This window comes from Microbacterium sp. CH-015 (assembly GCF_049707015.1).
In the GTDB taxonomy this organism is placed as follows: Bacteria; Actinomycetota; Actinomycetes; order Actinomycetales; family Microbacteriaceae; genus Microbacterium; species Microbacterium aurum.
On sequence record NZ_JBNAFJ010000003.1, the window covers coordinates 19,201 to 40,763 of the forward strand.

At 66.5% G+C, this 21,563-nt stretch carries 22 protein-coding genes, 1 tRNA gene and 1 pseudogene; 3 read left to right on the forward strand and 21 right to left on the reverse strand.

The genetic code is table 11. The features are described 5' to 3' along the window. Positions 1 to 98: 98 nt before the first annotated feature. The gene (locus tag ACPYN4_RS06585) at positions 99 to 518 is read right to left on the reverse strand and encodes a hypothetical protein (RefSeq protein WP_239281565.1); all 420 of its coding nucleotides are present in this window, start codon (positions 516 to 518) and stop codon (positions 99 to 101) included. Positions 519 to 537: 19 nt separating this feature from the next. On the opposite strand from ACPYN4_RS06585, the gene ACPYN4_RS06590 reads away from it, so the two are divergent. Further along, positions 538 to 1,791 (forward strand): hypothetical protein, encoded by a 1,254-nt coding sequence (locus ACPYN4_RS06590; RefSeq protein WP_287270650.1) that lies wholly within the window; start codon positions 538 to 540, stop codon positions 1,789 to 1,791. 116 nt (positions 1,792 to 1,907) lie between these two features. On the opposite strand, the gene ACPYN4_RS06595 is transcribed toward ACPYN4_RS06590, so the two are convergent. Then, positions 1,908 to 2,207 carry a hypothetical protein gene (locus ACPYN4_RS06595; RefSeq protein WP_281653556.1) on the reverse strand — a complete coding sequence of 100 codons (300 nt, stop codon included), beginning with the start codon at positions 2,205 to 2,207 and terminating at the stop codon, positions 1,908 to 1,910. Between the two features lie 278 nt (positions 2,208 to 2,485). On the opposite strand from ACPYN4_RS06595, the gene ACPYN4_RS06600 reads away from it, so the two are divergent. Further along, the gene (locus ACPYN4_RS06600) at positions 2,486 to 3,478 is read left to right on the forward strand and encodes a Fic family protein (protein WP_232321702.1); all 993 of its coding nucleotides are present in this window, start codon (positions 2,486 to 2,488) and stop codon (positions 3,476 to 3,478) included. A 173-nt stretch (positions 3,479 to 3,651) separates the two neighbouring features. On the opposite strand, the gene ACPYN4_RS06605 is transcribed toward ACPYN4_RS06600, so the two are convergent. The 17 genes and pseudogenes from ACPYN4_RS06605 to ACPYN4_RS06685 form a co-directional block, all read right to left on the reverse strand. Beyond that, positions 3,652 to 4,737: a CU044_5270 family protein gene (locus ACPYN4_RS06605; RefSeq protein ID WP_281653557.1), complete on the reverse strand. Its 1,086-nt coding sequence runs from the start codon at positions 4,735 to 4,737 to the stop codon at positions 3,652 to 3,654. Continuing rightward, positions 4,703 to 5,296 carry an RNA polymerase sigma factor gene (locus ACPYN4_RS06610; protein ID WP_424445942.1) on the reverse strand — a complete coding sequence of 198 codons (594 nt, stop codon included), beginning with the start codon at positions 5,294 to 5,296 and terminating at the stop codon, positions 4,703 to 4,705. The genes ACPYN4_RS06605 and ACPYN4_RS06610 overlap by 35 nt, the downstream gene beginning before the upstream one ends. A gap of 549 nt (positions 5,297 to 5,845) precedes the next feature. Next, a complete protein-coding gene (locus ACPYN4_RS06615) occupies positions 5,846 to 6,466 on the reverse strand; it encodes a hypothetical protein (protein ID WP_424445943.1) in 621 nt (206 codons plus the stop codon). 245 nt (positions 6,467 to 6,711) lie between these two features. Continuing rightward, positions 6,712 to 7,356: a zinc ribbon domain-containing protein gene (locus tag ACPYN4_RS06620; RefSeq protein WP_424445944.1), complete on the reverse strand. Its 645-nt coding sequence runs from the start codon at positions 7,354 to 7,356 to the stop codon at positions 6,712 to 6,714. Continuing rightward, positions 7,253 to 7,477, reverse strand: a pseudogene (locus ACPYN4_RS06625) (IS3 family transposase); the annotation flags it as partial. The gene ACPYN4_RS06620 and the pseudogene ACPYN4_RS06625, both read right to left, overlap by 104 nt. A 115-nt stretch (positions 7,478 to 7,592) precedes the next feature. Continuing rightward, a complete protein-coding gene (locus ACPYN4_RS06630; protein WP_424445945.1) occupies positions 7,593 to 8,120 on the reverse strand; it encodes a general stress protein in 528 nt (175 codons plus the stop codon). A gap of 257 nt (positions 8,121 to 8,377) precedes the next feature. After that, positions 8,378 to 8,791 carry an Hsp20/alpha crystallin family protein gene (locus tag ACPYN4_RS06635; RefSeq protein ID WP_424445946.1) on the reverse strand — a complete coding sequence of 138 codons (414 nt, stop codon included), beginning with the start codon at positions 8,789 to 8,791 and terminating at the stop codon, positions 8,378 to 8,380. A gap of 139 nt (positions 8,792 to 8,930) precedes the next feature. Further along, entirely contained in the window at positions 8,931 to 9,755 is an 825-nt protein-coding gene (locus ACPYN4_RS06640) for an alpha/beta fold hydrolase (RefSeq protein WP_424445947.1), read from the reverse strand. 77 nt (positions 9,756 to 9,832) lie between these two features. Further along, positions 9,833 to 11,545, reverse strand: a complete 1,713-nt coding sequence (locus ACPYN4_RS06645; protein ID WP_424445948.1) for an FAD-dependent oxidoreductase — start codon at positions 11,543 to 11,545, stop codon at positions 9,833 to 9,835. Beyond that, on the reverse strand, positions 11,542 to 11,802 hold the full coding sequence (locus ACPYN4_RS06650; RefSeq protein WP_424445949.1) for a UBP-type zinc finger domain-containing protein: 261 nt from the start codon (positions 11,800 to 11,802) through the stop codon (positions 11,542 to 11,544). Before ACPYN4_RS06650 ends, ACPYN4_RS06645 begins: the two co-directional genes overlap by 4 nt. Beyond that, entirely contained in the window at positions 11,799 to 12,251 is a 453-nt protein-coding gene (gene trxA, locus ACPYN4_RS06655) for a thioredoxin (RefSeq protein ID WP_424445950.1), read from the reverse strand. The genes ACPYN4_RS06650 and trxA overlap by 4 nt, the downstream gene beginning before the upstream one ends. Further along, a complete protein-coding gene (gene clpB, locus ACPYN4_RS06660; protein ID WP_424445952.1) occupies positions 12,248 to 14,875 on the reverse strand; it encodes an ATP-dependent chaperone ClpB in 2,628 nt (875 codons plus the stop codon). Before clpB ends, trxA begins: the two co-directional genes overlap by 4 nt. After that, positions 14,866 to 15,177: a chaperone modulator CbpM gene (locus tag ACPYN4_RS06665; RefSeq protein ID WP_424445953.1), complete on the reverse strand. Its 312-nt coding sequence runs from the start codon at positions 15,175 to 15,177 to the stop codon at positions 14,866 to 14,868. Before ACPYN4_RS06665 ends, clpB begins: the two co-directional genes overlap by 10 nt. Continuing rightward, a complete protein-coding gene (locus tag ACPYN4_RS06670; protein ID WP_424445954.1) occupies positions 15,174 to 16,061 on the reverse strand; it encodes a DnaJ C-terminal domain-containing protein in 888 nt (295 codons plus the stop codon). The genes ACPYN4_RS06665 and ACPYN4_RS06670 overlap by 4 nt, the downstream gene beginning before the upstream one ends. A gap of 3 nt (positions 16,062 to 16,064) precedes the next feature. Continuing rightward, positions 16,065 to 16,604: a nucleotide exchange factor GrpE gene (locus ACPYN4_RS06675; protein ID WP_331791340.1), complete on the reverse strand. Its 540-nt coding sequence runs from the start codon at positions 16,602 to 16,604 to the stop codon at positions 16,065 to 16,067. An 18-nt stretch (positions 16,605 to 16,622) separates the two neighbouring features. Further along, positions 16,623 to 18,488 (reverse strand): molecular chaperone DnaK, encoded by a 1,866-nt coding sequence (dnaK, locus tag ACPYN4_RS06680; protein WP_179608810.1) that lies wholly within the window; start codon positions 18,486 to 18,488, stop codon positions 16,623 to 16,625. Between the two features lie 345 nt (positions 18,489 to 18,833). Then, complete coding sequence (locus tag ACPYN4_RS06685; protein WP_424445955.1) at positions 18,834 to 19,376, reverse strand: sensor histidine kinase; 543 nt, start codon at positions 19,374 to 19,376, stop codon at positions 18,834 to 18,836. Between ACPYN4_RS06685 and ACPYN4_RS06690 the strand changes: the two genes are divergently transcribed. Further along, positions 19,353 to 19,688, forward strand: a complete 336-nt coding sequence (locus ACPYN4_RS06690; RefSeq protein WP_424445956.1) for a hypothetical protein — start codon at positions 19,353 to 19,355, stop codon at positions 19,686 to 19,688. The two genes, ACPYN4_RS06685 and ACPYN4_RS06690, sit on opposite strands and share 24 nt — an antisense overlap. Positions 19,689 to 19,933: 245 nt before the next feature. Here the strand turns inward: ACPYN4_RS06690 and ACPYN4_RS06695 are convergent. Together ACPYN4_RS06695 and ACPYN4_RS06700 are read right to left on the reverse strand one after the other, a co-directional pair. Continuing rightward, positions 19,934 to 20,025: transfer RNA gene (locus tag ACPYN4_RS06695), tRNA-Ser, on the reverse strand. A gap of 225 nt (positions 20,026 to 20,250) precedes the next feature. Then, the gene (locus tag ACPYN4_RS06700) at positions 20,251 to 21,558 is read right to left on the reverse strand and encodes an LCP family protein (RefSeq protein ID WP_424445957.1); all 1,308 of its coding nucleotides are present in this window, start codon (positions 21,556 to 21,558) and stop codon (positions 20,251 to 20,253) included. Between the last annotated feature and the right edge of the window lie 5 nt (positions 21,559 to 21,563).

The following is a 21,563-nucleotide window of genomic DNA, read 5'->3' on the forward strand; positions in this document are numbered from 1 at the left end:
AACGCAGGAGATTGCGTTTGTTGCGATTAGAGTAGCACGCGCCGTCGACACAGTCGCAGGGAGGGCGACATCGCTCGACTTTTGCGTCGAGATCCTGATCAGGTGTTGCGCGTCAGCCATCTCCGCCTCAGGTCCTCGAGCGTGCGGACTCCGACCGTGTGGACACGCGCGGTGCCCGAGCGGGCGCAGTCCACCGCGACGAGCGCACGCGGCGCCACGTGACCGGTCGGCCAGGATTGATCGTCCGCTTTCAGCCGATAGATGACAAGGCGGCCATCGGCGTCGTCCACCAGACCAGCCTCATCGATGACGTCTTCAAGGCCGCCGCCACGAAGGTAACCGTGCGCCATGTCCGATCGCCCGACCAGATGCTCTCCCAGCGCCTCGAGCGCCGACCTGGGCGGATCGGTGTTGCTCCTCAGGGGTCCGGCACATTCCGGCCCCCTTACTCGCGCCTGCCTGCGCGTGCCACTTGAGAGAAGCGGCCACCGTCCGGGCAGATCGCGGATGAGGATCACGCGGTGGCATCCTGGACGGATGTCTTTGGCTCGCGACATCCCGAACGTCCTCGCCTCGTTCCGCACGACCAGACGCGACATGTGGGACTGGGGAGCGGTGAACAGCTACGCGTTCGAAGCCGAACTCGGGGCGTCGCTGCTGGCGGACATGGCCGACGACTACGGCGCCGAGGGTGTGATCCCCGTCGTGCAGAAGGCGATCGCGAGCACCCTCCGGGTCCTCATGCGCTCAGACGACTCCGGCGGACTCATCCGACTCGTCATCCGGCAGCTACTGAACCTGCACGCCGAGCTGTGCACGCAGAGCCCGCCCGCCCCGGCGGCGCTGAGCGGGTGGATCCAGAAACAGCAATTCGGCGAACTCGGCGAGTACTTCTCGGTCGACGTCGTCGACTACGCGGACGCCCTCGGCGCCGCGGGCATCGCAAGGTTCGAAGCGCACCTCGACAAGCGGCGCCAGGCGCTGACCACACCCTTCGACGGGCGCCCAGACGCGGAGTTCACCCACGATGACGAGTGGCACGCCCGCCACGCCGTCCTCTACAACCTGCAACGCCTCGCCGTCCTGCACGGTGACGAGGAGGCGATCGTCCGCACCCACGGCGGAGACATGCCACGCGCACACCTGCACGCCGCCGCCGCCGAAGCACTCCGCGAGGCAGGACTGCCGGGCCGCGCGACCGTCATCGCACACGAGGGCATGACCCTCCCCGGCGGAGCGCACCAACAGCAGGAGTGCGGCGAGCTCTGGGCGGCGCTGGCCATCGAGACAGGTGCATACGCCGCGGACGCGGCATCCGAGGTGTTCGAACGATGGCCCACAGCGAGCAATGCGGAAGCGTTGCAGGCAGCCTCAGGACAGAACTGGCCAGCGATCCGCGAGCACGCGATCGAGCGGATGCGCGAACGCCCCTGGGAGCTGATCGCGTACCTGACAGATGCCGACGACCTCGCGCGCGCATGGACCGAAGCGCTCCGAGCATCCGCGAACAGCAAGTCTCTCCACGCGTCGCAGTGGGACGACCTCGTCGGCCGATACAGCAAGATCGACCCCGTGGCCGTGCTCCCCGTCATGGCGCAGCTCATCGACGACCGCCTCATCGAGGCGAACACCCGCGCCTACCCCGGCGCCGTGCGAAGGATGACGAAACTACGCGCCGCGGCCCGCGCCGCCGGACGCCCCGAGATCGCCGACGACTACCTCGCTGACGTACGCCGCCGCAACGCCCGGCGCCCGTCCCTGATCAAGCGAATGGATGCCGCCGGACTCTGACCCATCAGACCCGTCGCGATTGCAACCGCTCGGAGGAGACGGAGGGATTTGCACTCTCCGGCTCGCGCTCACGCGGGAGAAACGGCGAGTCGAACGACCGCGCGGCGAGCAGAAAGCTACGTAAGACCGCACATGATCGCCAGAATGCTCAACACCAACCACGACCGCAACGCGGCAGAAATGGCAGATTTCGTGGCAGTACCGGAACGAAACAGCCTCTGATCAGGCATTTTTAGAGCGGAGACGGAGGGATTTGAAATCGCGCCGACGGCAATCGAAGTCAACTGAAACCGCGTGATTCCGCGGGTTGTGACCCCGGCGGCGTCCGTTTCGATCAGGTCGATTCGGTTCGATTCGTGGCGGAAACGTGGCAGCGATTGAGGAGCGATTCCGCGGCCGCGCGCCGCTGTCAGCACGCGATTTCAGCCTACGCCGATTCAGACTCGACGATCATTTCGAGGGCTTCGACCGCTCCGCGCCGCGTCAAAACGGTCGAGGATTCTGGGCGGAAGCTATCTCCTCACGAAGACCCGGTCCTGTGCATTCAGACGCCTGACGGACTTGAGTTTGTCGTTGTTGATTAATCAGTGGTCAGCGATGACAACATGCTAAGTTGTCGATGTTGATTTAGGGCGGAGCGGTGATGACAAATTCTACGAGTGGGCGGCCGGGACGCGGACGACCGAGCCGTGAAGTGATCTACAAGCGTTTCGCGACCGCAATCGATGAGCTGGCGAACTACGGCGGGCTGCCGAAGCCCTACGAAGCCAAGTCGCTGTGGGATCATCTGTGGCATCTTGAAGCTCACCACTCGACAGCGATCGAGGGAAACACTCTCGTCCTCCGCGAAGTCGAGACCCTGCTCGAACAGGGGCGCGCTGTGGGGGCGAAAGAGCTGAAGGACTACATGGAGGTCCTCGGATACGCCGAAGCCGCCCGGTGGGTATACCAGCAGGCCGTCGCCCCGGATGAGTGGTCGCACGACGGTCTGGTCACCGTCACCGAGGTTCGGCGCGTCCATGCTCTCGCCATGGCGAAGGTGTGGGAGGTGGCGCCACACCCGGATGCGCATGACACCGAAGGGCCAGGCAATTGGCGGCAGCATGAGATCCAGGGATTTGCGGGCGGCATGAAGCCCCCGACCTTCCCGCTCATCCCGTCCGAGATCACCGCGTGGGTCGATCGAGCAAATCACTTGCAAGAACAGATCACCGATGGATCACTCACCATCGCCGCGGTTCCGGAAGAGCTGGCCCGGCTGCATCGCGAGTTCGAGTGCGTCCACCCGTTCATCGATGGCAACGGACGCAGCGGAAGACTCCTGCTCAACCTTCTACTCATCCGGCTCGGGTGGCCGCCCGCGATCATCCTCAAGGAACAGCGACGGAAGTACCTCCGCGCACTCGAACGCTCGGATCAAGGGGATGACGGGCCTCTGGCAGAGGTGATCAGCCGCTCCGTCGTCGACAATCTCCATCGGCTCATCCCGAACATCGCCGGCCCTGCCAAGTACGTGCCTCTCGAGGCACTCGTCGACGACGATTTCAGCCTCGTCGCCTTAAAGCAAGCCGCATCGCGCGGGCGCCTCGAAGCCATCATCGGGAGCGACGGCCGGTACCGGTCGAGCAAGTCTGCTCTCGAGGAGTACAAGGCATCAAAGTACTCGCGTGGCGAGAAGAAGCAATAGTCGGCACGCGCTTCACCACATCGATCCCCCTCACGGGTCGCGAGGGGAATCGATGTGGTGCAATCAGCGCTGGTCGCTCATCGCATGAGGTCGGTGCAGGTCGAGCGGAATCACAAGCGACTCCGTCGGAGGGAGGATGAGACTCGTCGGTTCGACTCCGACAGTTGTCCCGGTCAGCATTGCCCGGTCTCCGGGTTGACGGTCATCTTCCCGCACACCGATCCGCCCTCGGGCGCCTCGTCGACGACCGAGGAGGTGACGCTCGTCCAGCGCACCGCCGTGCCCGCCGGTACGCCGTCCTGGTCGCGGAGGAGGACCTCGCGATCGCCGATGAACGTGCCGGTATCGGGGTCGATGATGATGTCCACCCGGGTGCCCCACGCGTCCTCGACGCGGCCGATCGCGACCCCCGTGCGGCCGTCAAGGGTAGCTTGATCGCTGATGAACGTGACGCCCGGGATCATGGCCGCAGCCTTGTACATCGCGGCGCGCAGGTCGGCGGGCACGTTCCCGACACGGAGACGGTCGGCCATGTACACGAGAGCCTCGGTGTCGGGCGAGGGACCGGAGCCGAGGGTGACACGGTAGATGTAGTTGAGCAGTCGATACGGGTCACGCGGAAGCTGGTCCAGATCGGCAAACCCCGCCCCGGCGTCACCCCCGTAGAACGCGCCCCCAGGTGCCCGCAGAAGATCCCCAGCCTCGAATGAACCCGACGAGGAGGACACGGCTTCCCACCACGCGTTCGCCACCTGCTCGGACTCCGGACCGAATGTCGCCGCGATGGATTGCGGACCGCGGACCCACACCCAGTCATCGGAGGGATCTGCGGGGCGGTAGAGAGTGTCATCGGACGCGTACTGGTACGACGCCACAACATCACCGATACCTCCGCTTGAGAGGTGTACGCCCGTGGTGTTGACCCTCAGATATTGGCCGGGCTGCACCGCGGGATCGACTGAGGTGATCGCGGCGGCGCTCGCCTCGTCGAGCACGGCGGCGGCAGCGGCATCCGCCCCACCACGCCAGCCAGCGAGGCCGACCACGTCCGTCAGCACGAGCCCCGCCACCAGTGCCGCGGCGCCGACCGTACTGAGTCCGCCGATCGCAAAGCGTCGGGCGCGTCTCGGTCGGCGCGACGTGCTGATGTGCGCCTGGGCCGAGGCTGCGGCCAGGAGCGCCGCCCTGCCCCTGTGCAACGTCGACTCCGGCGGTTCGGTCTCGCTACGCGTGTTGCGCAGCAGCGTCAACTCGTCCATGTTCCTTCTCCAGTTCGGGATCGTTGGTGCCGGCCGCGGTCCGCAGGATGCGGCGGGCACGATTCAGGCGTGAACGGACGGTGCCGATCGGCACGTCGAGAGCGCGTGCGATGCCCGCGTAGTCGAGGTCGCCCCAGGCGTACAGCAGCAGGGTGTCGCGGTCGGACGCGGGCAGGCCACGCAGCGCCGAAGCCAAGCGCCGCGTGAGCCGCGCCGCGTCCAACCGCGCGCCCGCCTGCTCGATCATGTCGGGCGAGAGCTGCGCCGCGAGATCCGCGACCATGCCCTTCCATGCCCGCGCTTCCAGCCGCACATGCTTATGCATCAAGCGGGTGGCGATCCCGAACAGCCAGGGGCGAGCATCGACGATCGCGAGGTCGTACGCGGCTCTCTTCTCGAAGGCGACGAGGAACGTCTCCGACATCACGTCCTCGGCGCTGCCCTCTCCCAGCCGCTGCGCCGCGTAGCGGTAGATCGTCGGCGCATGTCGATCGAAGAGCAACGCGAACGCACCCGGCTCATCCGCCGAACGTTCGATCACCTCGTTGTCTGTACTCACGTCTGTATTGCTCATTCCTCCCGTTCGAGTTCACGATCCACCACCTCGACCCGATCTGATGACACGACGTGCCGGTGCGGACAACGCGACGATAGCCGCCGACGGCGCGAGCACAGCGAGCGGAAGCGAGCGCCCGAGCGGGCACGCCGAGTCGGGGAGGAGACGGAGGGATTCGCGCGCTCGGTCTCACCCTTGAGTAGCCGCAACCATGCGCCGAGCAACTCACAGTGAGCAGAACGCTCAGCAGAATCCCGCAGAACCGCAAGATTGCTCAACGCCAACCACATCGAAAACGTGGCAGAAATGGCAGATTTCGTGGCAGAAGCGAAGAAAAATATCCCTTGATCGGGGCTTTTTAGAGCGGAGACGGAGGGATTTGAACTCCGACTTTTGGGGCGACGGTCGAATTCGTTCCGCCACGCTCGACCACTTTCAGGCTGATCAGGCGCAAGTTTTGGTGCGGCTCGACCACGTTCAGAGACGTTCGGAGTGGCTCAGGTTTACGCAAATTTTACTCACGTCTTCGGCGCCAGGAACGACCGCCCGTACTCATGCTGGCCGCTCCCGTTCGACCTCGCGGACACGAGAGACGCCCGCGAACCATCCTTGCAGTGCAGGGTTGATAGCGCCGACCAAACGGACGGCGTCGCGGTGACGCGCCTTCGCATTCACCGCCAAGAGCGGCTCCATGTGCGCGACTCTGTTGCGCAGCGCAAGCAGTCTGTCCGCGCGGCCGGCGACGACATCATCTGCGTTGTCCCCACTCTCTGCCGGGAACGCGTGAATGAGGGCCTGCTCCCATAGCACGGGGCGCGCACGGTACGTCTTGTCCTCGGGATCGTCCACAGGCAGAAGTCGCACGAAGACGCCGAACGTGAGCTGCGCGAGGATGTCGTCGTGCGTGATCGGCGAGTGCTTTCGAGGATGCCCGGCGGGACGCGCAGCCCTGGCCCTGACAGCGTTGGCCTCCGCGGTCTTTCGCGATGTCGCCGTCAATGTGTTCAGCGGGCGCGCAGGGTCGAGCAGCCATTCGGCCGCGAGCTGACTTCCGTCTGCACGAAGCTGCTGCGCGTTCCACGCCCGGAGCTCGCGATCGATCGCGTTGCGCAGCAACACCTCAAGCAGTCCGAGGCTGGCGTGAAACGCGCTCGACAGCTGGACGTTCCACAAGTACAGCCGGAGAGCCCGCTCGATGTCTCCACCGGTCGCCGTCGCGTATGTGCCGAACCTCGACACGTGAAGCGCCCCGGCGATCAGCTCCGTCGTCTTCGCTTGGGGCATGTCTCCAGTCTGGAGTATCCTTGATACCAATACGAGGACAAGGTCCCTCGTCTTCTACATGGAAACACCCTCGGCCATCGGCCGGGGGGTTTTCATTTTTCAGCCCAGATCGCGCGAGGGGATCGCCGGCGCGATCATCGGCCTCGAAGACCAGGGTGCGGCCTGAGGCCTGACAACAGCAGCTTCAGCGAGTCATCGAGGTTCGCCCGCGCATCAGCGTAGTGGCCGTGGTGCGCGGTGATCCGGTGCTCGATGGTCTCCAGCGACGCCGTGATCCGGTCCTGCTCGCGCTTGAGGAGGTCGAGCGGGATCGCTCCGGCGTAGTGGGCTTGGAGCAGCTTCTGCTGCTCGCCTTCGAGCTGGGTTCTCCGGGACGCGAGGTCGGCGAGCTCGGCGGCTCCTTCCGCCATCATCTCGTCGAACCGGGCATGAATCATCGCCGAGATCGCCTCGATCGTTTCCGTGTCGATCTGCACCTTGGCGTAGAAGCGCTCGATGAGCCGTTCGACCTGCTCGATCAGCATCGCTTGCCGGGTGCAGTCGCCTCGTCCTGCATGCCGGCTCGCGCACACGAAGTACGGGTAGATCGTGCCCTGACTGCTCTTGGCGTTGCACACCAGTAGCCGCGAGCCGCACTGCCCACAGAACACCGTCCCTTTCAGGTAGTGCTCACGCCCGCTTGATCTCCACCGCCGCGTCGGTTGTGACCCCGGGCCGGTCTCCCGCGTCGACCTGCTGCCTGCGGATCCAAGTGCGGATCGTTTCGGGCGACCCGACACCGAGCATCTGCGCGACAGCGATCATCGCGGCGTACTCGCTCGGATAGTCGGATCGCACCTCGGCGACCATACGGACAGCGCGCTCACGAAGCTCGCGCGGGTACTTACTGGGACGTCCCATGAGACAGATCCTTCCAAGGAATCCTGTCTCCGGACACGCCGGGGCGACTCACGCCGATTCAGGTGGGAATTAAATAGCGCGACTCTCCATCAGACTCAGGGCGCTTCACGCCTTTTCAGTCTCCGGGGTGGGCGGTCTGGTCCGCGAGGAGACGAGCGGCCTCCGCAGCGTATGGTGCTTCCACTTGGACCTCGTAGTGGGCCGCCTCGAGGGTCTTCTGTGATTCGAAGTCCCGTTGGCCGCCCGTAGCCAGGTGTCCAAGGAAGTAAAGCAAAGCGCCCCAAACTGCGCCGGAGGCGACCGAGATGATCAGGATGCCCAGCCAACCGAATCCGGGGGCGAACAGCCCGAACAGCAGACCTAGCAGAAGACCGAACCATGCTCCAGCGGCTGCGCCCCGTAGCGCAGCCTTTCCTCCTGTCAAGCGACCGAGTACATGCTCGACAACACGAACGTCGAGACCCACGATCGCCACTCGTTCCACAGCGAAGCCGGCGTCGGCAAGACGGTCAACCGCTGCCTGCGCACTGGCGTAGTCAGAGAACCGCGCGATCGTTTGTTTCCAGCGGGGGTCATTGGTGGACGGGAGCTCACTGGCGTCCTGTTCCGGAGGGTTGTTGCGAGGGGCCTCGGGGCTGGTCATGGGCGTACTCCTTTAGTGAAAACTGGATGAACCACCGTGCTAAGACCAGAAGGCTGGGTGCACGCCGGTCTTGCAAGGACGGGTGTTGCGACGTTCGGCATCAGGGAACGGTCGCCCTTGTTTGCTTTCGGCGCGTCCCGCGAACGAGAAGCATCGAGTTGAATTGTTTCGTGCCCTACATCCGCGGCATGTTCTATGTCGGTGGGGGGCTTGTCGTCTGGCTAACTGTGGCTCGTCGATGGGTCTCCGGCCGGGCGTTACTCCTGAGTCGAGTGCTGACTCAGGACATGAATCTTGCGGGGTTTTGCCTTTTCGCTTACTGGGATCACCAGGCTGAGCACGCCGTTGTCGTAGGAGGCGGAGATGTTGGCTGAGTCGACACCCTCGCCAATACTGAACTGGCGGAGGTAGGTGCCGGCGGGCCGCTCCTGAACGAGCCACTTGGCTCCCTCGGTGCGGGGCGCAGTGCGCTGGGCGCGGATGGTCAGCAGCTGCCCGTCGACGTCGATGTCTACCGACTCCGGTTCGACCCCGGGCAGGTCGGCGGTGAGAATGTAACGGTCAGCTTCCCGGTACAAGTCGACCGGCATCAGCCGAGGTCCTGGACGAGCCTGCAGAAGGCTCAATGCGAGGCGGTCCAGTTCGCCGAAAGGATCGGAGGACGTTGCCATAGTAAATCGATTCCTTTCCGATATGGTGGCGTCGGATGTCTCCGACGGCGCCCATGTTAGCTTGGTTCACCCCATGGGTGCTACTATTACCTCTTTGTTTTCCGACCTTCATATCGGCACGGGAGTGGCACCCGTTCGATTACTCTGTGGTCACTGTCGTAGCGACGATTTGGGCGAGACGCTTGCCGATGAGGTGGTTCGTTGCCCGCACACGCCGGACGGTGACGCCCTTCATCCGCTCCACGATGCGCAGCACGGCTTCGGAGCGGAACTCGTCGAGGTTGCCCATGATGACGTCGATGGGGGCTTTGACATGGGCGATGTCGCTGAGCGTGGTCTGTGACTCGATGGAGTGCTGCAACGACTTGATGAACGGCTCCCAGTTGCGTTCATTGATATCGACAGCTTTGGGGATGGGCAGCAGCCGCTGTATCAGCGCAGCATGCCGGAGGGTGAACTCCCGGTTCGTGCGGAGGTACTCGTAAAGCCGCAGGTAGAAGTCCATCCGGGCCCGCTCGATGACGTCCCCGATCTCATTGGGTGCCAGATAGATAGGTGGGCTGACCATCACGAGCTTCGCGACTCGCTTTCGCCGCCGGGCGGCGTACCGAGTGCCGATGAGGGCGCCCATAGAATGCCCGACCACAGTGAACGGCTCCCGCAGCCGCAACGAGGCGACCGTCCGCTCGATAGCGGCGACATGGTCGGCCAGGGTGTAATCGGCCCACTCCGGCGCCGGCGACTCGCCGAAGCCGAGCAGATCGATGGCGATGCACCGGTGGGTGCGCTCGAGCAGCGGGATCACGTGGTGAAACGTCACCGACGAGGACGCGATACCGTGCAGCAGCAGCACCGTCGGGCCCTCGCCGCGTTCCTCGGCGATATGCAGCACCGGCATGCGGCGAAACCACCTCATCCGACGCAACCTCGAGCGGATCTCGCCCGCTACGCCCGCACGGGCCACCGGAGGATCCGCGGGTTCTCCCACGGCTGCCGGATTCGGGGCGGCGTGCGGCGTCAGGTGTCCCTGGATGTCGGAGCTCATGCCCACACCCGACTGTGACGACCCTCGTTCAGGTACTCGTAGATCTGCCGGACCACACTGGCGCCCTCACCCACAGCCGAGGTCATTCGCTTCACAGACCCGTGCCGCACATCGCCGATAGCGAAGACTCCGGGGATGGTGGTCTCCAAGGAGAAGCGGGGGCTTCCGTCCGTCCGCGCGCCGACCAACTCCGCCTCCACGCCGGTGAGGATGTACCCGTCAGGATCGCGTGCCACATCGACCTTCAATCCCGTCGTCGCAGGAGCGGCGCCGACGAAGACGAACACGTGCCCCACGCGGAGCTTCTCCAACACGTCACCGTGACGGACTGTGACCGCTTCCAAACGATTGCCGCCTTGTGCTTCCACGACCTCCGAGGACAGCAGCACGTTGATACGGGGGTGATGTTGGATCTGGTCCACCAGGTATCTGGACATTCCCGCTCCCAGGTCCGCGGCGCGCACCACAAGGTGCACACGGGGGGACGTGCGGGCAAGAAACAGCGCGGCCTGGCCAGCGGAGTTGCCGCCACCGACAACAGCGACAGGTGTGTCTACGCACATCCGCGCTTCCTGCGCTGTTGCCGCGTAGAACACGTTCGTGGCCTGGAACCGGTCCAGCCCCGCGGCGGGAAGCGAGCGGTATCGCACCCCGGTGGCAAGGACCACCACATCTGAGGTGACCTCCCTGCCATCTTCGAAGGTCACCCGGAAGCGGTCCTCATCCTCTACGACCTCCCGGACCTTGGTCGGGATGTCCAACGTGGCACCGAACTTGCGCACTTGCAGGAGGCTGCGGTCGGCGAGCTCAAAGCCGGAGATTCCGGCAGGAAACCCCAGATAGTTCTCGATCTTCGCTGACGTTCCCGCCTGCCCGCCGGTGGCGACCGCGTCGCACAGGTAGACCGACAACCCATCGGAGGCTGCGTACACCGCCGCGGCAAGACCAGCCGGCCCAGCGCCGACGACCACCACATCGCAGGTGGCCGGCGGGGCGGGCGGGCGCAGCCCCAACTCTTCGGCAAGCCGTGCCGGGGCGGCACCCAGGACGGTGCGTGAGCCGCCGAGGATCACCAGCGGGAAGTCGGCGACGGTGGCGCCGAACTGGCGGGCCAGCCGCTCCGCTTTCTCGTCCTCATCCAGGTCCACCAGCCGGTGGGGCAGCCGGTTTCGTGCGACGAAGTCCAGCAGATCCCGGGTCTGCGGGGAGAAGCAGGAGCCGACGATCCGCAAGCCCGCTCCCGCCCCGATGGCCAGGGAGCGGCGGATGAGGTAGGCCCGCAGGATGATCTCACCCAACAGCGGGTCCGACGTGACGATGGCCTCCATCTCGTCGACGGGCACCTCCACCACCTCGGCGGCGCCGAAGGCGGAGACGAATACGAAAGACGGCTGTCCTTCCAGCAACCCGACATCCCCCACGAACCGGCCGCGGCCGTGCACCCCGACCGCCAACGGCTCATCGGAGCGACGCGGATCCGCCGCAGGTTCGGTGTCCGCCGTGAGCAGGTACCCTTCCAGGACGACATACAGGGAGGACGGGTGCTCGCCGGGCTGGATCAGAACCTCCCCGTCGGTGAGTGTGCGGCGCTGCCCTCGTGCGAGCAGCACCGCGATCTGCTCGTCGCTGAGCCGCGGGAAGGCGCCGATGGTGTCGGGCGTCTCGGCTTGAGCGACCTGGCGGAGGTTGGCGGGGAGCGCGTCACTCATAGGTACGTTTCGTCCACGTAGCACCAGCTCCAGTTCTCCCCCAGTTCCAGCGACCGCACGATGGGGTGCCCCGCCGTGAACGCATGCGTGCGGGCGTGCCGCATCGGGGAGGAGTCGCAGCACCCGACCTTCCCGCAGGTGCGGCACATCCGCAGGTGCAGCCAGGGCGTGCCGGCCGCCACGCAGTCCTCACATGACCCGGGTGTCCGGGGACGGACCGGGCGGATGAGCGGGACGTGTGGGTCGACGTATGTCATGGGGCACCGCTGGCCGAGTCAGCCTTCTTCTGCAGCGCCTCGTCGACCCAGCGCAGCAGCACGTCCGGCGGGGCGGCTCCGGATTGGCGGGAGAGCACGTTCCCTCGGTTGAGGATGAGCAGGGTCGGCACCGCCTGGACGGAGAACTTGCGGGCCGTCTCCGGGGCGGCGTCCACGTCCACTTTCACCAGCTTGAGCTTGCCGGCACGTTCCGTGGCGACCTTCTCGAGGGCAGGGCTGACCATCCGGCACGGTCCGCACCAGGTCGCCCACAAGTCCACGAGCACCACTTGCGGGGCCTGCTCGACCACCTCGGCGAAGTCCGCATCGCCCGCATTGACGATCCACGGCACGGCGCTCTTGCAGACGCCGCAGCGCGGGTACCCCGACGCGGCGGCGGGGACACGGTTCTTCTTCCCGCAGTTGGGGCAGGTCACAATCGCGCTCACGCCGTGTCCTCCTCTTCGACGGGCGCTGCGATGTTGAAGACGAGGTCGCCGTCCTGCACGTCCAGCGTGACCGTCGACCCGTCCATCACCTCCCCGCTCAGCAGCGCACGACCCAGTCGGGTCTCGATCTCATGGCTGATGTAGCGTCGCAGCGGACGCGCACCGTACACGGGGTCGTAGCCGCGGTCGGCGATGAGCTGGCGTGCCGCGGGCGTCAGCTCGATGCGGATCTGACGCTCGGCCAGCCGGGAGCGCAGGTCGGTGAACTGCAGCTCCACAATGTCCTGGATCTGTTCGCGACCCAGCGGCGAGAACACCACGATGTCGTCCACCCGGTTGAGGAACTCGGGGCGGAAGTGGGCGCGCAGCTCACCGAGCACCTTGTTTCGCACGTCGTCGGGGATCGCGCCGCCATCGGAGCCCAACAGGTGATGGGCACCGATGTTGGAGGTCATGATGATGATGGTGTTGCGGAAGTCGACGGTGCGTCCCTGGCTGTCGGTGATGCGGCCGTCGTCGAGGACCTGCAGCAGCGTGTTGAACACGTCCGGGTGCGCTTTCTCGATCTCGTCGAAAAGGACCACGCTGTACGGGTGGCGGCGCACCGCCTCGGTCAGCTGCCCTCCCTCGTCGTACCCGACATACCCGGGAGGTGCACCGACGAGCCGGCTGACGGTGTGACGTTCCTGGTATTCGCTCATGTCCAGCCGGACCATCGCCGACTCGCTGTCGAACAGTGCTTGCGCGAGCGCTTTGGCCAGTTCGGTCTTTCCCACACCGGTGGGGCCGAGGAAGATGAACGAGCCGATAGGTCTGCGCGGGTCGCGGATGCCGGAGCGGGCACGGATGATCGCGTCGCTGACGAGCCTGATGGCCTCGTCCTGACCGACCACCCGCTCCTTGAGGGTGGCTTCCAGGGTGAGGATCTTGTTGCGTTCACCTTCCTGCAGCCGGGCCACGGGGATCCCCGTCCACGCTGCGACGATCTCGGCGATCTCGTCCTCGGTGACCACCTCCCGCAGCAGCCGCTGCCGGCCCTGCTTGGAGGCGAGACGCTCCTCCTCGGCGCGCAGTCGTCGTTCCGCGTCAGCGATAGCCCCGTACCGCAGTTCAGCGGCACGGTTGAGGTCGTAGGAGCGCTCAGCTTCCTCCGCCTCCCGCCGCAGCCGCTCCAGCTCACTGCGCAGCTCCTGGACCTTGCGGATCGCTTGACGCTCCGCCTCCCACTGGGCGCGCTTGGAGTCCGCCTCCGCCTTCAGGTCGGTCAGTTCCCGGCGCAGCTCCTCCAGCCGTTTCTTGCTGGCAGGGTCCGTTTCCTTCGACAGCGCGGCTTCCTCGATCTCCAGGCGGGTCACCCGCCGGGTCAGCTCGTCGAGCTCAGCGGGCATTGAGTCGATCTCGGTTCGCAGTCGCGCGCAGGCTTCGTCGATGAGGTCGATGGCCTTGTCGGGCAGGAACCGGTCGGGGATGTACCGGTGGGACAGCACGGCGGCCGCGACCAGTGCGCTGTCCTGGATGCGGACACCGTGGAAGATCTCCAGCCGTTCGCGCAGGCCGCGGAGGATGGAGATCGCGTCCTCCACGTCAGGCTCCTCGACCATCACCGTCTGGAACCGGCGTTCCAGGGCAGCGTCCTTCTCGATGTGCTTGCGGTACTCATCGAGGGTGGTGGCACCGATGAGGTGCAGCTCCCCGCGGGCGAGCATCGGCTTGAGCATGTTGCCGGCGTCCATCGCCCCTTCGGTGGCTCCCGCCCCCACCAGGGTGTGCAGCTCGTCGATGAACAGCAGGATGCGTCCCTCCGCTGCTTTCACCTCCGCCAGGACTGCCTTCATTCGCTCCTCGAACTCGCCCCGGTACTTCGCGCCGGCGACCAGGGCAGACAGGTCCAGCGAGAACACGGTCTTGTCGCGAAGGCCCTCGGGCACGTCCTCACGCAAGATCCGCTGGGCAAGGCCCTCCACGATGGCGGTCTTTCCGACACCGGGCTCGCCGATGAGGACGGGGTTGTTCTTGGTCTTGCGGGAGAGGATCTGGATGACCCGCCGGATCTCCGCATCACGCCCGATGACGGGGTCAAGCTTGCCCAACCGGGCGTCAGCGACCAGGTCACGGCCATACTTCTCCAACGCCTCGTACGTCTGCTCGGGGGTGGCGGAGTTGACGTGCTGGTTGCCGCGGATCTTGGTGAGCGCGCTGAGGAAGCTCTCCCGGGTGACACCGTGCCCGCGCAGCACGCGGGACGCGGCACGGTTGGAGGAGTCGTCGGCGAGGGCCAGAACAAGGTGCTCCACGGAGATGTAGGAGTCTTTCAGCCGCTTTGCCTCCCGCTCCGCCCGTTCCAGGGTGGAGGTGAGGCTGCGGCTGAGGTACACCTGACCGGTCTGCGGGGAGGACCCGGAGACTCTGGGCTTGCGGGCGATCTCCGCTTCGACATCGGCGCGTACCGCTTCCACGTCAGCACCCGCTGTCTGCAGCAGTCGGGGAACCAGCCCCTCCTCCTGCTGCAGCAGTGCGAGCAGGAGATGCTCCTCATCCGTCTCGGTCTGACCGGCCAGGACCGCGATGTTCTGGGCCGAGGTGAGCGCTTCCTGCGACTTCTGAGTGAGTGAGTTCATGTCCATGAGGTGTCTCCTTCGAGTCGGATGGTCCGGTGCTGCTCGAGCTGCTCGATGCGGGCGAGCAGGTCGAGCACGAGTGCGATGCCGGCGTAGTTCACGGCAAGATCGGAGTGCAGACGCACGATGGTGTGCACGCGGGCGGGGACGGTACGGGCGAACCACAGCCGGCCGCTGGTGTCGACGTGGGCGGTGACCAGCCCCAGCTCGACGAACTTCCGCAGCGTATCCGGGTGGATACCTGCGGCCACCGCGGTCTCCGCCAGGTCGGCCCGGGCGACACGGACGGGCAGGTGATGTGAGGTCATGATCCTCTCCTGGCATCAAACGACGATACGTCGCGGAGCTGTTCGAACAGCTCCTTCTCCTTCTTGCTGAGAGTGCGGGGAACGACGACCTTCACCCGCGCATACAGGTCTCCCGGCTGTCCTCTGCGGGGCATCCCCTGCCCGCGCAGGCGGAGCCGCCTGCCAGTGGACGAGCCGGGCGGAACGTGCACGGTGACCGGGCCGCCGGGGGTGGGCACGCTGACATCCGCGCCCAGCGCCGCCTCCCACGGTGAGATGGGAAGGTCCGTTTCGATGTCCGCGCCGCTGAGCCGGTACCGCTTGCTGTCCTTCACGCGCAGCGTGACCAGCAGGTCCCCGTCCTGTCCGTCGGCGCCCGCTCCGCCTGCGCCCGCGATCCGCAGCCGCTGCCCGTCGACAGCGCCCGCTGGGATGTCGATGGTGTACTCCTGCGCGCCACCGTACGGCGACGCGACCTGCACGGTGCGCCGCCCGCCCCGGTAGGCCTCCTCGACGGTGATCTCCAGCTCCGCGGTGTGGTCGGCGCCGCGACCGAAACCACCGAAGCCGCCCCCGAAGAGGTCCTCCCAGTTCACGCTCTGCGCGCCGCCCCCGCTCCACGTGTATCGGGCGCCGCCGCCGCGGCGCGGCTGCTCGGAGGAGCGAGCCGCGTCTGCGGCGGCGTACTGCCGGAAGTTCTCACCGAACCGGTCGTACTGTGCGCGGGTTTCCGGGTCCGACAGCACATCGTGGGCTTCACTGATCCGTTTGAAGGTCTCCTCCGCCCCCGGGGTCTTGTTGACGTCCGGGTGGAACTTGCGGGCCTTCTCCCGGTAGGCGCGGCGGATCTCCTTCTGATCCGCCGACCGGGAGACCCCCAGCACGCTGTAGAGATCCTCCGCCATCTCCTACTCCTCATCCGGCCTGCGGGTGACCACGACCGCAGCCGGTCGCAGCATCCGCTCAGGCGTTCCGAACCCGGGGCGAGTGACGGCGAGGATGCTGCGCGGGGGGACGCTGGCATCCTCGACGACCGAGACCGCCTCGTGCAGCTGCGGGTCGAACTCCGCACCGTCGATGACGATCTCGGGGTACCCGAGTGCGCGCAACGCATCAGCGGCCTGCGCCCGGACGGCCTGCATGCCATCCAGAACGCCCTCGTCAAGGTCCACTCCGAAGGTGAGCGCCCGGTCCAGCGCGTCGACGACGGGCAAGAAGGCTGTGGCGGTGTGCTGCCGCTCCTGCTCGCGGACGGTCTGGATCTCGCGCGCCATCCGTTTGCGGAGGTTGTCGTAGTCCGCCGCCGTCCGGCGCCACCGGTCGTCGGCCGTCTCCAACTGGGCGGCGAGCGCTGCTTGCGCGGCGCGGATCTCCTCCGGGGATACATCGGTGAGGTCGTCGTTCAGCAGGTCCAAGGCCCGCGTGTCCTCGTTCTGCTCCTCGACCATCGCGATCCTCCCTCCGTGCTACTTGTCGAATTCGGCATCGACGACGTCGTCTTCGTCGTCCTGAGCGGGCTGCTCAGCGTGGCTGGCGTTCGCGCGGGCCGCAGCAAGGGACTGCGCAACCTGCAGCAGCTCGCCGGTGCGCTCTTTCGCTTCCTGCTCGCCGACGTTGTTCTGCACTGCCTCGCGGGCCTGCGTGATGAGCAGCTCCGCGCGGGCACGCTCGTGCTGCGGTGCAGCGTCGCCGAGCTCACGCAGTGCCCGCTCGACCTGGTAGGCGGCGGAGTCCAGCTCGTTGCGGGCGTCCACGGCCTGGCGCAGCGCCTGGTCGTCAGCACGGTGCTGCTCGGCTTCCTTGATCATCCGGTCTATCTCGCCCTGGTCCAGATTCGAGGTGTCGCTGATGGTGATGCCCTGCTCGGTGCCGGTGTCCTTGTCCTTCGCCGTCACGTGCAGGATGCCGTTCGCGTCGATGTCGAAGGTGACCTCGACCTGCGCTTCACCGCGAGGAGCGGGGCGGATGCCGGTGAGCTGGAACCGGCCCAGCACCCGGTTGTCTGCGGCGTTCTCCCGCTCGCCCTGCAGGACGACGATCTCCACCGACGGCTGGTTGTCTTCGGCCGTGGAGAACACCTCGCTGCGTCGGGCGGGGATGGTGGTGTTGCGTTCGATGATCTTCGTCATCACGCCACCGCGGGTCTCCACACCCAGCGACAGCGGGGTGACATCCAGCAGCAGCACGTCGTCGACGTCGCCCTTGAGGACGCCCGCCTGGATGGCGGCGCCCACAGCGACCACCTCATCGGGGTTCACCGTCATGTTCGGCTCCTTGCCGCCGGTGAGCCGCTTGACGAGCGCTTGGACAGCGGGGATGCGGGTGGAACCGCCCACGAGGATGACCTCGTCGATATCGTTCTCGCTGACCTTCGCGTCGGCCATCGCCTGACGCACCGGACCGAGGCACCGCTCAACGAGGTCAGCGGTGAGGTCTTCGAACTTGGACCGCTTCACGGTCATGGTGAGGTGCTTGGGTCCGCTGGCGTCGGCGGTGATGAAGGGCAGGCTGACCTGGGTCTGGGACACCGAGCTGAGCTCGACCTTCGCCTTCTCGGCCGCCTCGAACAGTCGCTGCAGCGCCTGCGGGTCGTTGCGCAGGTCGATGCCGTTCTCGTTCTTGAACTCGTCGGCGAAGTAGTCCACCAGCCGGCGGTCGAAGTCGTCGCCGCCCAGGTGGGTGTCACCGGCGGTGGATCGCACTTCGACGACCCCGTCGCCCACGTCGAGGAGGCTGACATCGAACGTGCCGCCACCGAGGTCGAACACCAGGATGGTCTCGTGGTTCTTCTTGTCCATTCCGTACGCCAGTGCGGCGGCGGTGGGCTCGTTGATGATGCGCAGCACCTCGAGCCCGGCGATGCGTCCGGCGTCCTTGGTCGCGGTGCGTTGGGCGTCGTTGAAGTAGGCGGGAACGGTGATGACGGCCTCGGTCACCTTCTCACCGAGGAACTTGCTGGCGTCGTCGACGAGCTTGCGCAGCACCTGGGCGCTGATCTCCTCCGGCGCGTACTGCTTGCCGCGGATGTTGAACCGTGCTTCGCCGTTGGGGCCTTCCACGACGTCGAAGCCGACGGCGTTGGCTTCCTCCTTGATCTCGTCGAAGGACCGGCCGATGAACCGCTTGGCGGACGAGATGGTGCCCTTCGGGTTGAGGATGCTCTGCCGGCGGGCAAGCTGCCCCACCAGCCGTTCACCGTCCTCGGTGAAAGCGACCACCGACGGGGTAGTGCGGGCTCCCTCCGCGTTCGGGATGACCTTCTCCTCGCCGGCCTCCCAGACGGCGATAACGGAGTTCGTGGTTCCCAGATCGATTCCTACTGCCTTGGCCATGTCGAGCTTCCTTTCGATTGAGGTGAGCGCCCGGTTTCCGAGCCGCCGAAGCGAGCGCCGCACGGTTCTCAGTGGAGGTGAAACACCTAGATCTCGCTGTCCTTGTGTACGGGGCGCAAACGCCTCCTGGAACGTCTTCGAGTTCAAGCACCCCGCGATGACATACCCGCCTCGCCGTCATGTCTCATCGTGGACCGCTGTTCCATTTTTTACAAGCAACCGAACTGGAAGAAGACGCTCGAACAACCTCCGCGCTCCCTGAGCGCATCGACTGCTACCTCTGATCTCCTGCCGCCCTAACTGGGGCGCCCCCCCTTTGCGCTACGATCCGAGCCCATACCGACCTCACCGACACCCGCCACTCGCGGCCCCGTAGACCCACATCGGCGTGACCGCCGAGCTCTTCCGCCCGAGCGCGCATCGAGCCGATGCCGATGCCGTCCGCGTGACGAAGGCCCGGGCCGGGTGCCGCCAGCTCGTTGCGGACCTCGATGCCGAGCGCCTTCGCGGACGAGGTGACCGTGACGATGACCGGGGCGCCGGGGCGTGCCGCTCCGCGTTCGCGAGAGCCTCACCGATGATGCGATAGGCGGCGAGCTCGGTCGCCGGGGTGAGCGCAGGTCGCGGCTCAGGAAACTGGAGCCGCGCCCCGGAGCGGAGGCTACGACGTTCGAGCGCCGTCCAGAGATCGCCGTTCTCCAGTTCCGTCGGCCGCAGTCCGTGCGCGACGCGACGGATGTCGGCGATCGCGGTTCGCAACTCGGCACGACCCTCGTCGATCGCCGTCGCAGACGCTGCGCCGTCCAGGTTCCGGGCCGCGTCCAGGTGCAATGCCGCGCCGGTCAGGAGCGGACCGAGACCGTCGTGCAGATCCCGGTGGAGCATCATGCGCTCCTGCTCGCGCACCACGGTTGCCTCCGCCCGCGCCGTGCGCAACTCGACGAGCAGGCGGCCTCTCGCACGAGCCTCAGCAGCGGCAGTCCCACCGCCGCGTCCCTCGCCGTCCAGTCGGGAGCGAACGTCAAGACCATCCAACGGATGCTCGGACACACGTCAGCCGCCATGACCCTCGACGTCTACTCCGACCTCTTCGACGACGACCTCGACGACGTCGCCACCGCACTCGATCGCGCAGCACACGCGTCAGCCGCCGCCCCCACCCAGCCGCAGCCCCCGAACGGCGGCTGGCTCGGACTGTAGGCGGCAGCCTCGTCACGACATCCCGGCACGCCGATCGCGTGCCCGAGCACTCGCTCCGCCACGTCTCTCACGAGGGCCCGAGCCTGAGGAAGCGGGGCTCCGACGGCGCCAATCCGACGGCTTGCCGGCTGCCACTCCGGCGGTGATTCCGCGCGACTTTACCCATTTTTACCCACTTAGGGTTTCTATGAGAAAGCTATGGCCCGAGGTGCCAGTGTTTACAAGGGATCGCGGGCCATGGAGCGTGGCGGAGACGGAGGGATTTGAACCCTCGGTCCCCGTAAGGGGACTCCACCTTAGCAGGGTGGTGCACTAGGCCTGACTATGCGACGTCTCCAGGCGTCCCGCCGCCGAAACGGCGCGAACGCACCCGGCAATCATAACCGGTCGCGCGTGCCCTCCAGAACCGGATGCCGCGGCATCCGCCGGATCCCGCGGCATCCGCCGGCCGCCGTCACCGCACGAGACGGCCAATCCCTGACGAGACGGGATGGGTCACGTCCCGTTTCGTCGCGGATGTGCCGTCTCGCGGGCGCCGCCGCACGCCCCCAACCCCCGCGGATCAGCGCTGGGCGACGGTGCAGGTGACCTGCGCGGCGTTCTGGCCAGTCACGGTGCTCGGCAGCGCCACAGAGGTCTCGGTCGGGGCGGGCGCCTCAGTGGCCCCGGTCCCGGCATCCGGCGCCGCCGTCTCGGTCGGAGCGGGCGTCGCCGTCGCGCCGGCGTCGGGCTTGGTGGCTTCGCCCACCACTTCGGTCCCATAGCCATCGCTCGTGGACCCGGTCAGCTGCAGCGGCTGGTTGTTGGCCAGTGCGTCGAAGAGCACCGCGGCATCGGAGAGCACCGGCTGCACGCGCAGCCCGCCCTCGGCATACACGGTCGGATACTGCACGAACACGATGTCCTCATACGCGACGTCCTTCACGGCCATCGCGATCTGCACCATCTTCTGCGGGTTCGCGAGGGACTTGCTCAGCACGAGCTGTCCATCGTTGACCTGCTTGACCGCGGTCGTGGCGAGGTTGAGGAGCGTTCCGGGGTTCGCGAGCACACCGTCGGACTGAAGCCTGCGCACCAACGAGCTCATGAACTGCTGCTGATTGGAGATGCGACCGAGGTCGGAGCCGTCGCCGATCCCGTGCCGGATCCGCAGGAACTGCAGCGCCTCGACGCCCTGGAGCGTCCGCTCCCCCGCCGGCCAGTTGATGCCGGTGTGGTCGTCCTTGATCGGGTCGGACAGACACACCTGCACGCCGCCGATCGCATCGGACATGTTGATCACGCCCGTCCACCGGATCGCCGCCGCGAACTGGATGTCGATCCCGGTGAGCTTCTCGACCGTGGCCACGGAGCATGACAGCCCGCCGTACATGTACGACACGTTGAGCATCTGCGCGCTCATCGCCGAGTACTGCCTGCCGTCCTCGCCCGTGCACGACGGGATCGGCACGATCATGTCGCGCGGGAACGACACGACGGTCACCCGTCGCGGGTTGTCCGAGATGTGCAGCAGCATCGTGACGTCGTTGCGCTCACCGTCGGTGTCGCCGTTCTGGCACGCGCCCGACAGCGACGCGTTCGCGCCCTCGCACGAGTCCGTGCCGACCAGCAGCAGGTTCACGCCGCCCTCGATCTCGCCGAGCGTCGGCGGCAGCTGCGCCTCGCCGGCGTCGCCGATATCCACGCCTGCCGCCTCGACCGAGCTCACCGCGTTCCACGCCGCGAACGCCGCGACGGACGTGGCGCTCAGCACGACGACCGCGACGATCGCACCGAGCACGGTGAGGATCTGCGCGAACGGCTTCGGCGAGGTCAGGATGCCGTGGCGGGCGACGGGCTGGCGGCGCGAGCCGTCGGTGCGTGCACTCACGGGAG

What these genes read in the sequence shown, in the direction of transcription:
- ACPYN4_RS06590 (WP_287270650.1), top strand. Translation starts at nt 538, where the DNA reads ATGTCTTTGGCTCGCGACATCCCGAACGTCCTCGCCTCGTTCCGCACG.
- ACPYN4_RS06605 (WP_281653557.1), bottom strand. Translation starts at nt 4,737, where the DNA reads ATGGACGAGTTGACGCTGCTGCGCAACACGCGTAGCGAGACCGAACCG.
- ACPYN4_RS06630 (WP_424445945.1), bottom strand. Translation starts at nt 8,120, where the DNA reads ATGACCAGCCCCGAGGCCCCTCGCAACAACCCTCCGGAACAGGACGCC.
- ACPYN4_RS06635 (WP_424445946.1), bottom strand. Translation starts at nt 8,791, where the DNA reads ATGGCAACGTCCTCCGATCCTTTCGGCGAACTGGACCGCCTCGCATTG.
- ACPYN4_RS06645 (WP_424445948.1), bottom strand. Translation starts at nt 11,545, where the DNA reads ATGAGTGACGCGCTCCCCGCCAACCTCCGCCAGGTCGCTCAAGCCGAG.
- ACPYN4_RS06650 (WP_424445949.1), bottom strand. Translation starts at nt 11,802, where the DNA reads ATGACATACGTCGACCCACACGTCCCGCTCATCCGCCCGGTCCGTCCC.
- clpB (WP_424445952.1), bottom strand. Translation starts at nt 14,875, where the DNA reads ATGGACATGAACTCACTCACTCAGAAGTCGCAGGAAGCGCTCACCTCG.
- ACPYN4_RS06665 (WP_424445953.1), bottom strand. Translation starts at nt 15,177, where the DNA reads ATGACCTCACATCACCTGCCCGTCCGTGTCGCCCGGGCCGACCTGGCG.
- ACPYN4_RS06670 (WP_424445954.1), bottom strand. Translation starts at nt 16,061, where the DNA reads ATGGCGGAGGATCTCTACAGCGTGCTGGGGGTCTCCCGGTCGGCGGAT.
- ACPYN4_RS06675 (WP_331791340.1), bottom strand. Translation starts at nt 16,604, where the DNA reads ATGGTCGAGGAGCAGAACGAGGACACGCGGGCCTTGGACCTGCTGAAC.
- dnaK (WP_179608810.1), bottom strand. Translation starts at nt 18,488, where the DNA reads ATGGCCAAGGCAGTAGGAATCGATCTGGGAACCACGAACTCCGTTATC.
- ACPYN4_RS06685 (WP_424445955.1), bottom strand. Translation starts at nt 19,376, where the DNA reads ATGATGCTCCACCGGGATCTGCACGACGGTCTCGGTCCGCTCCTGACC.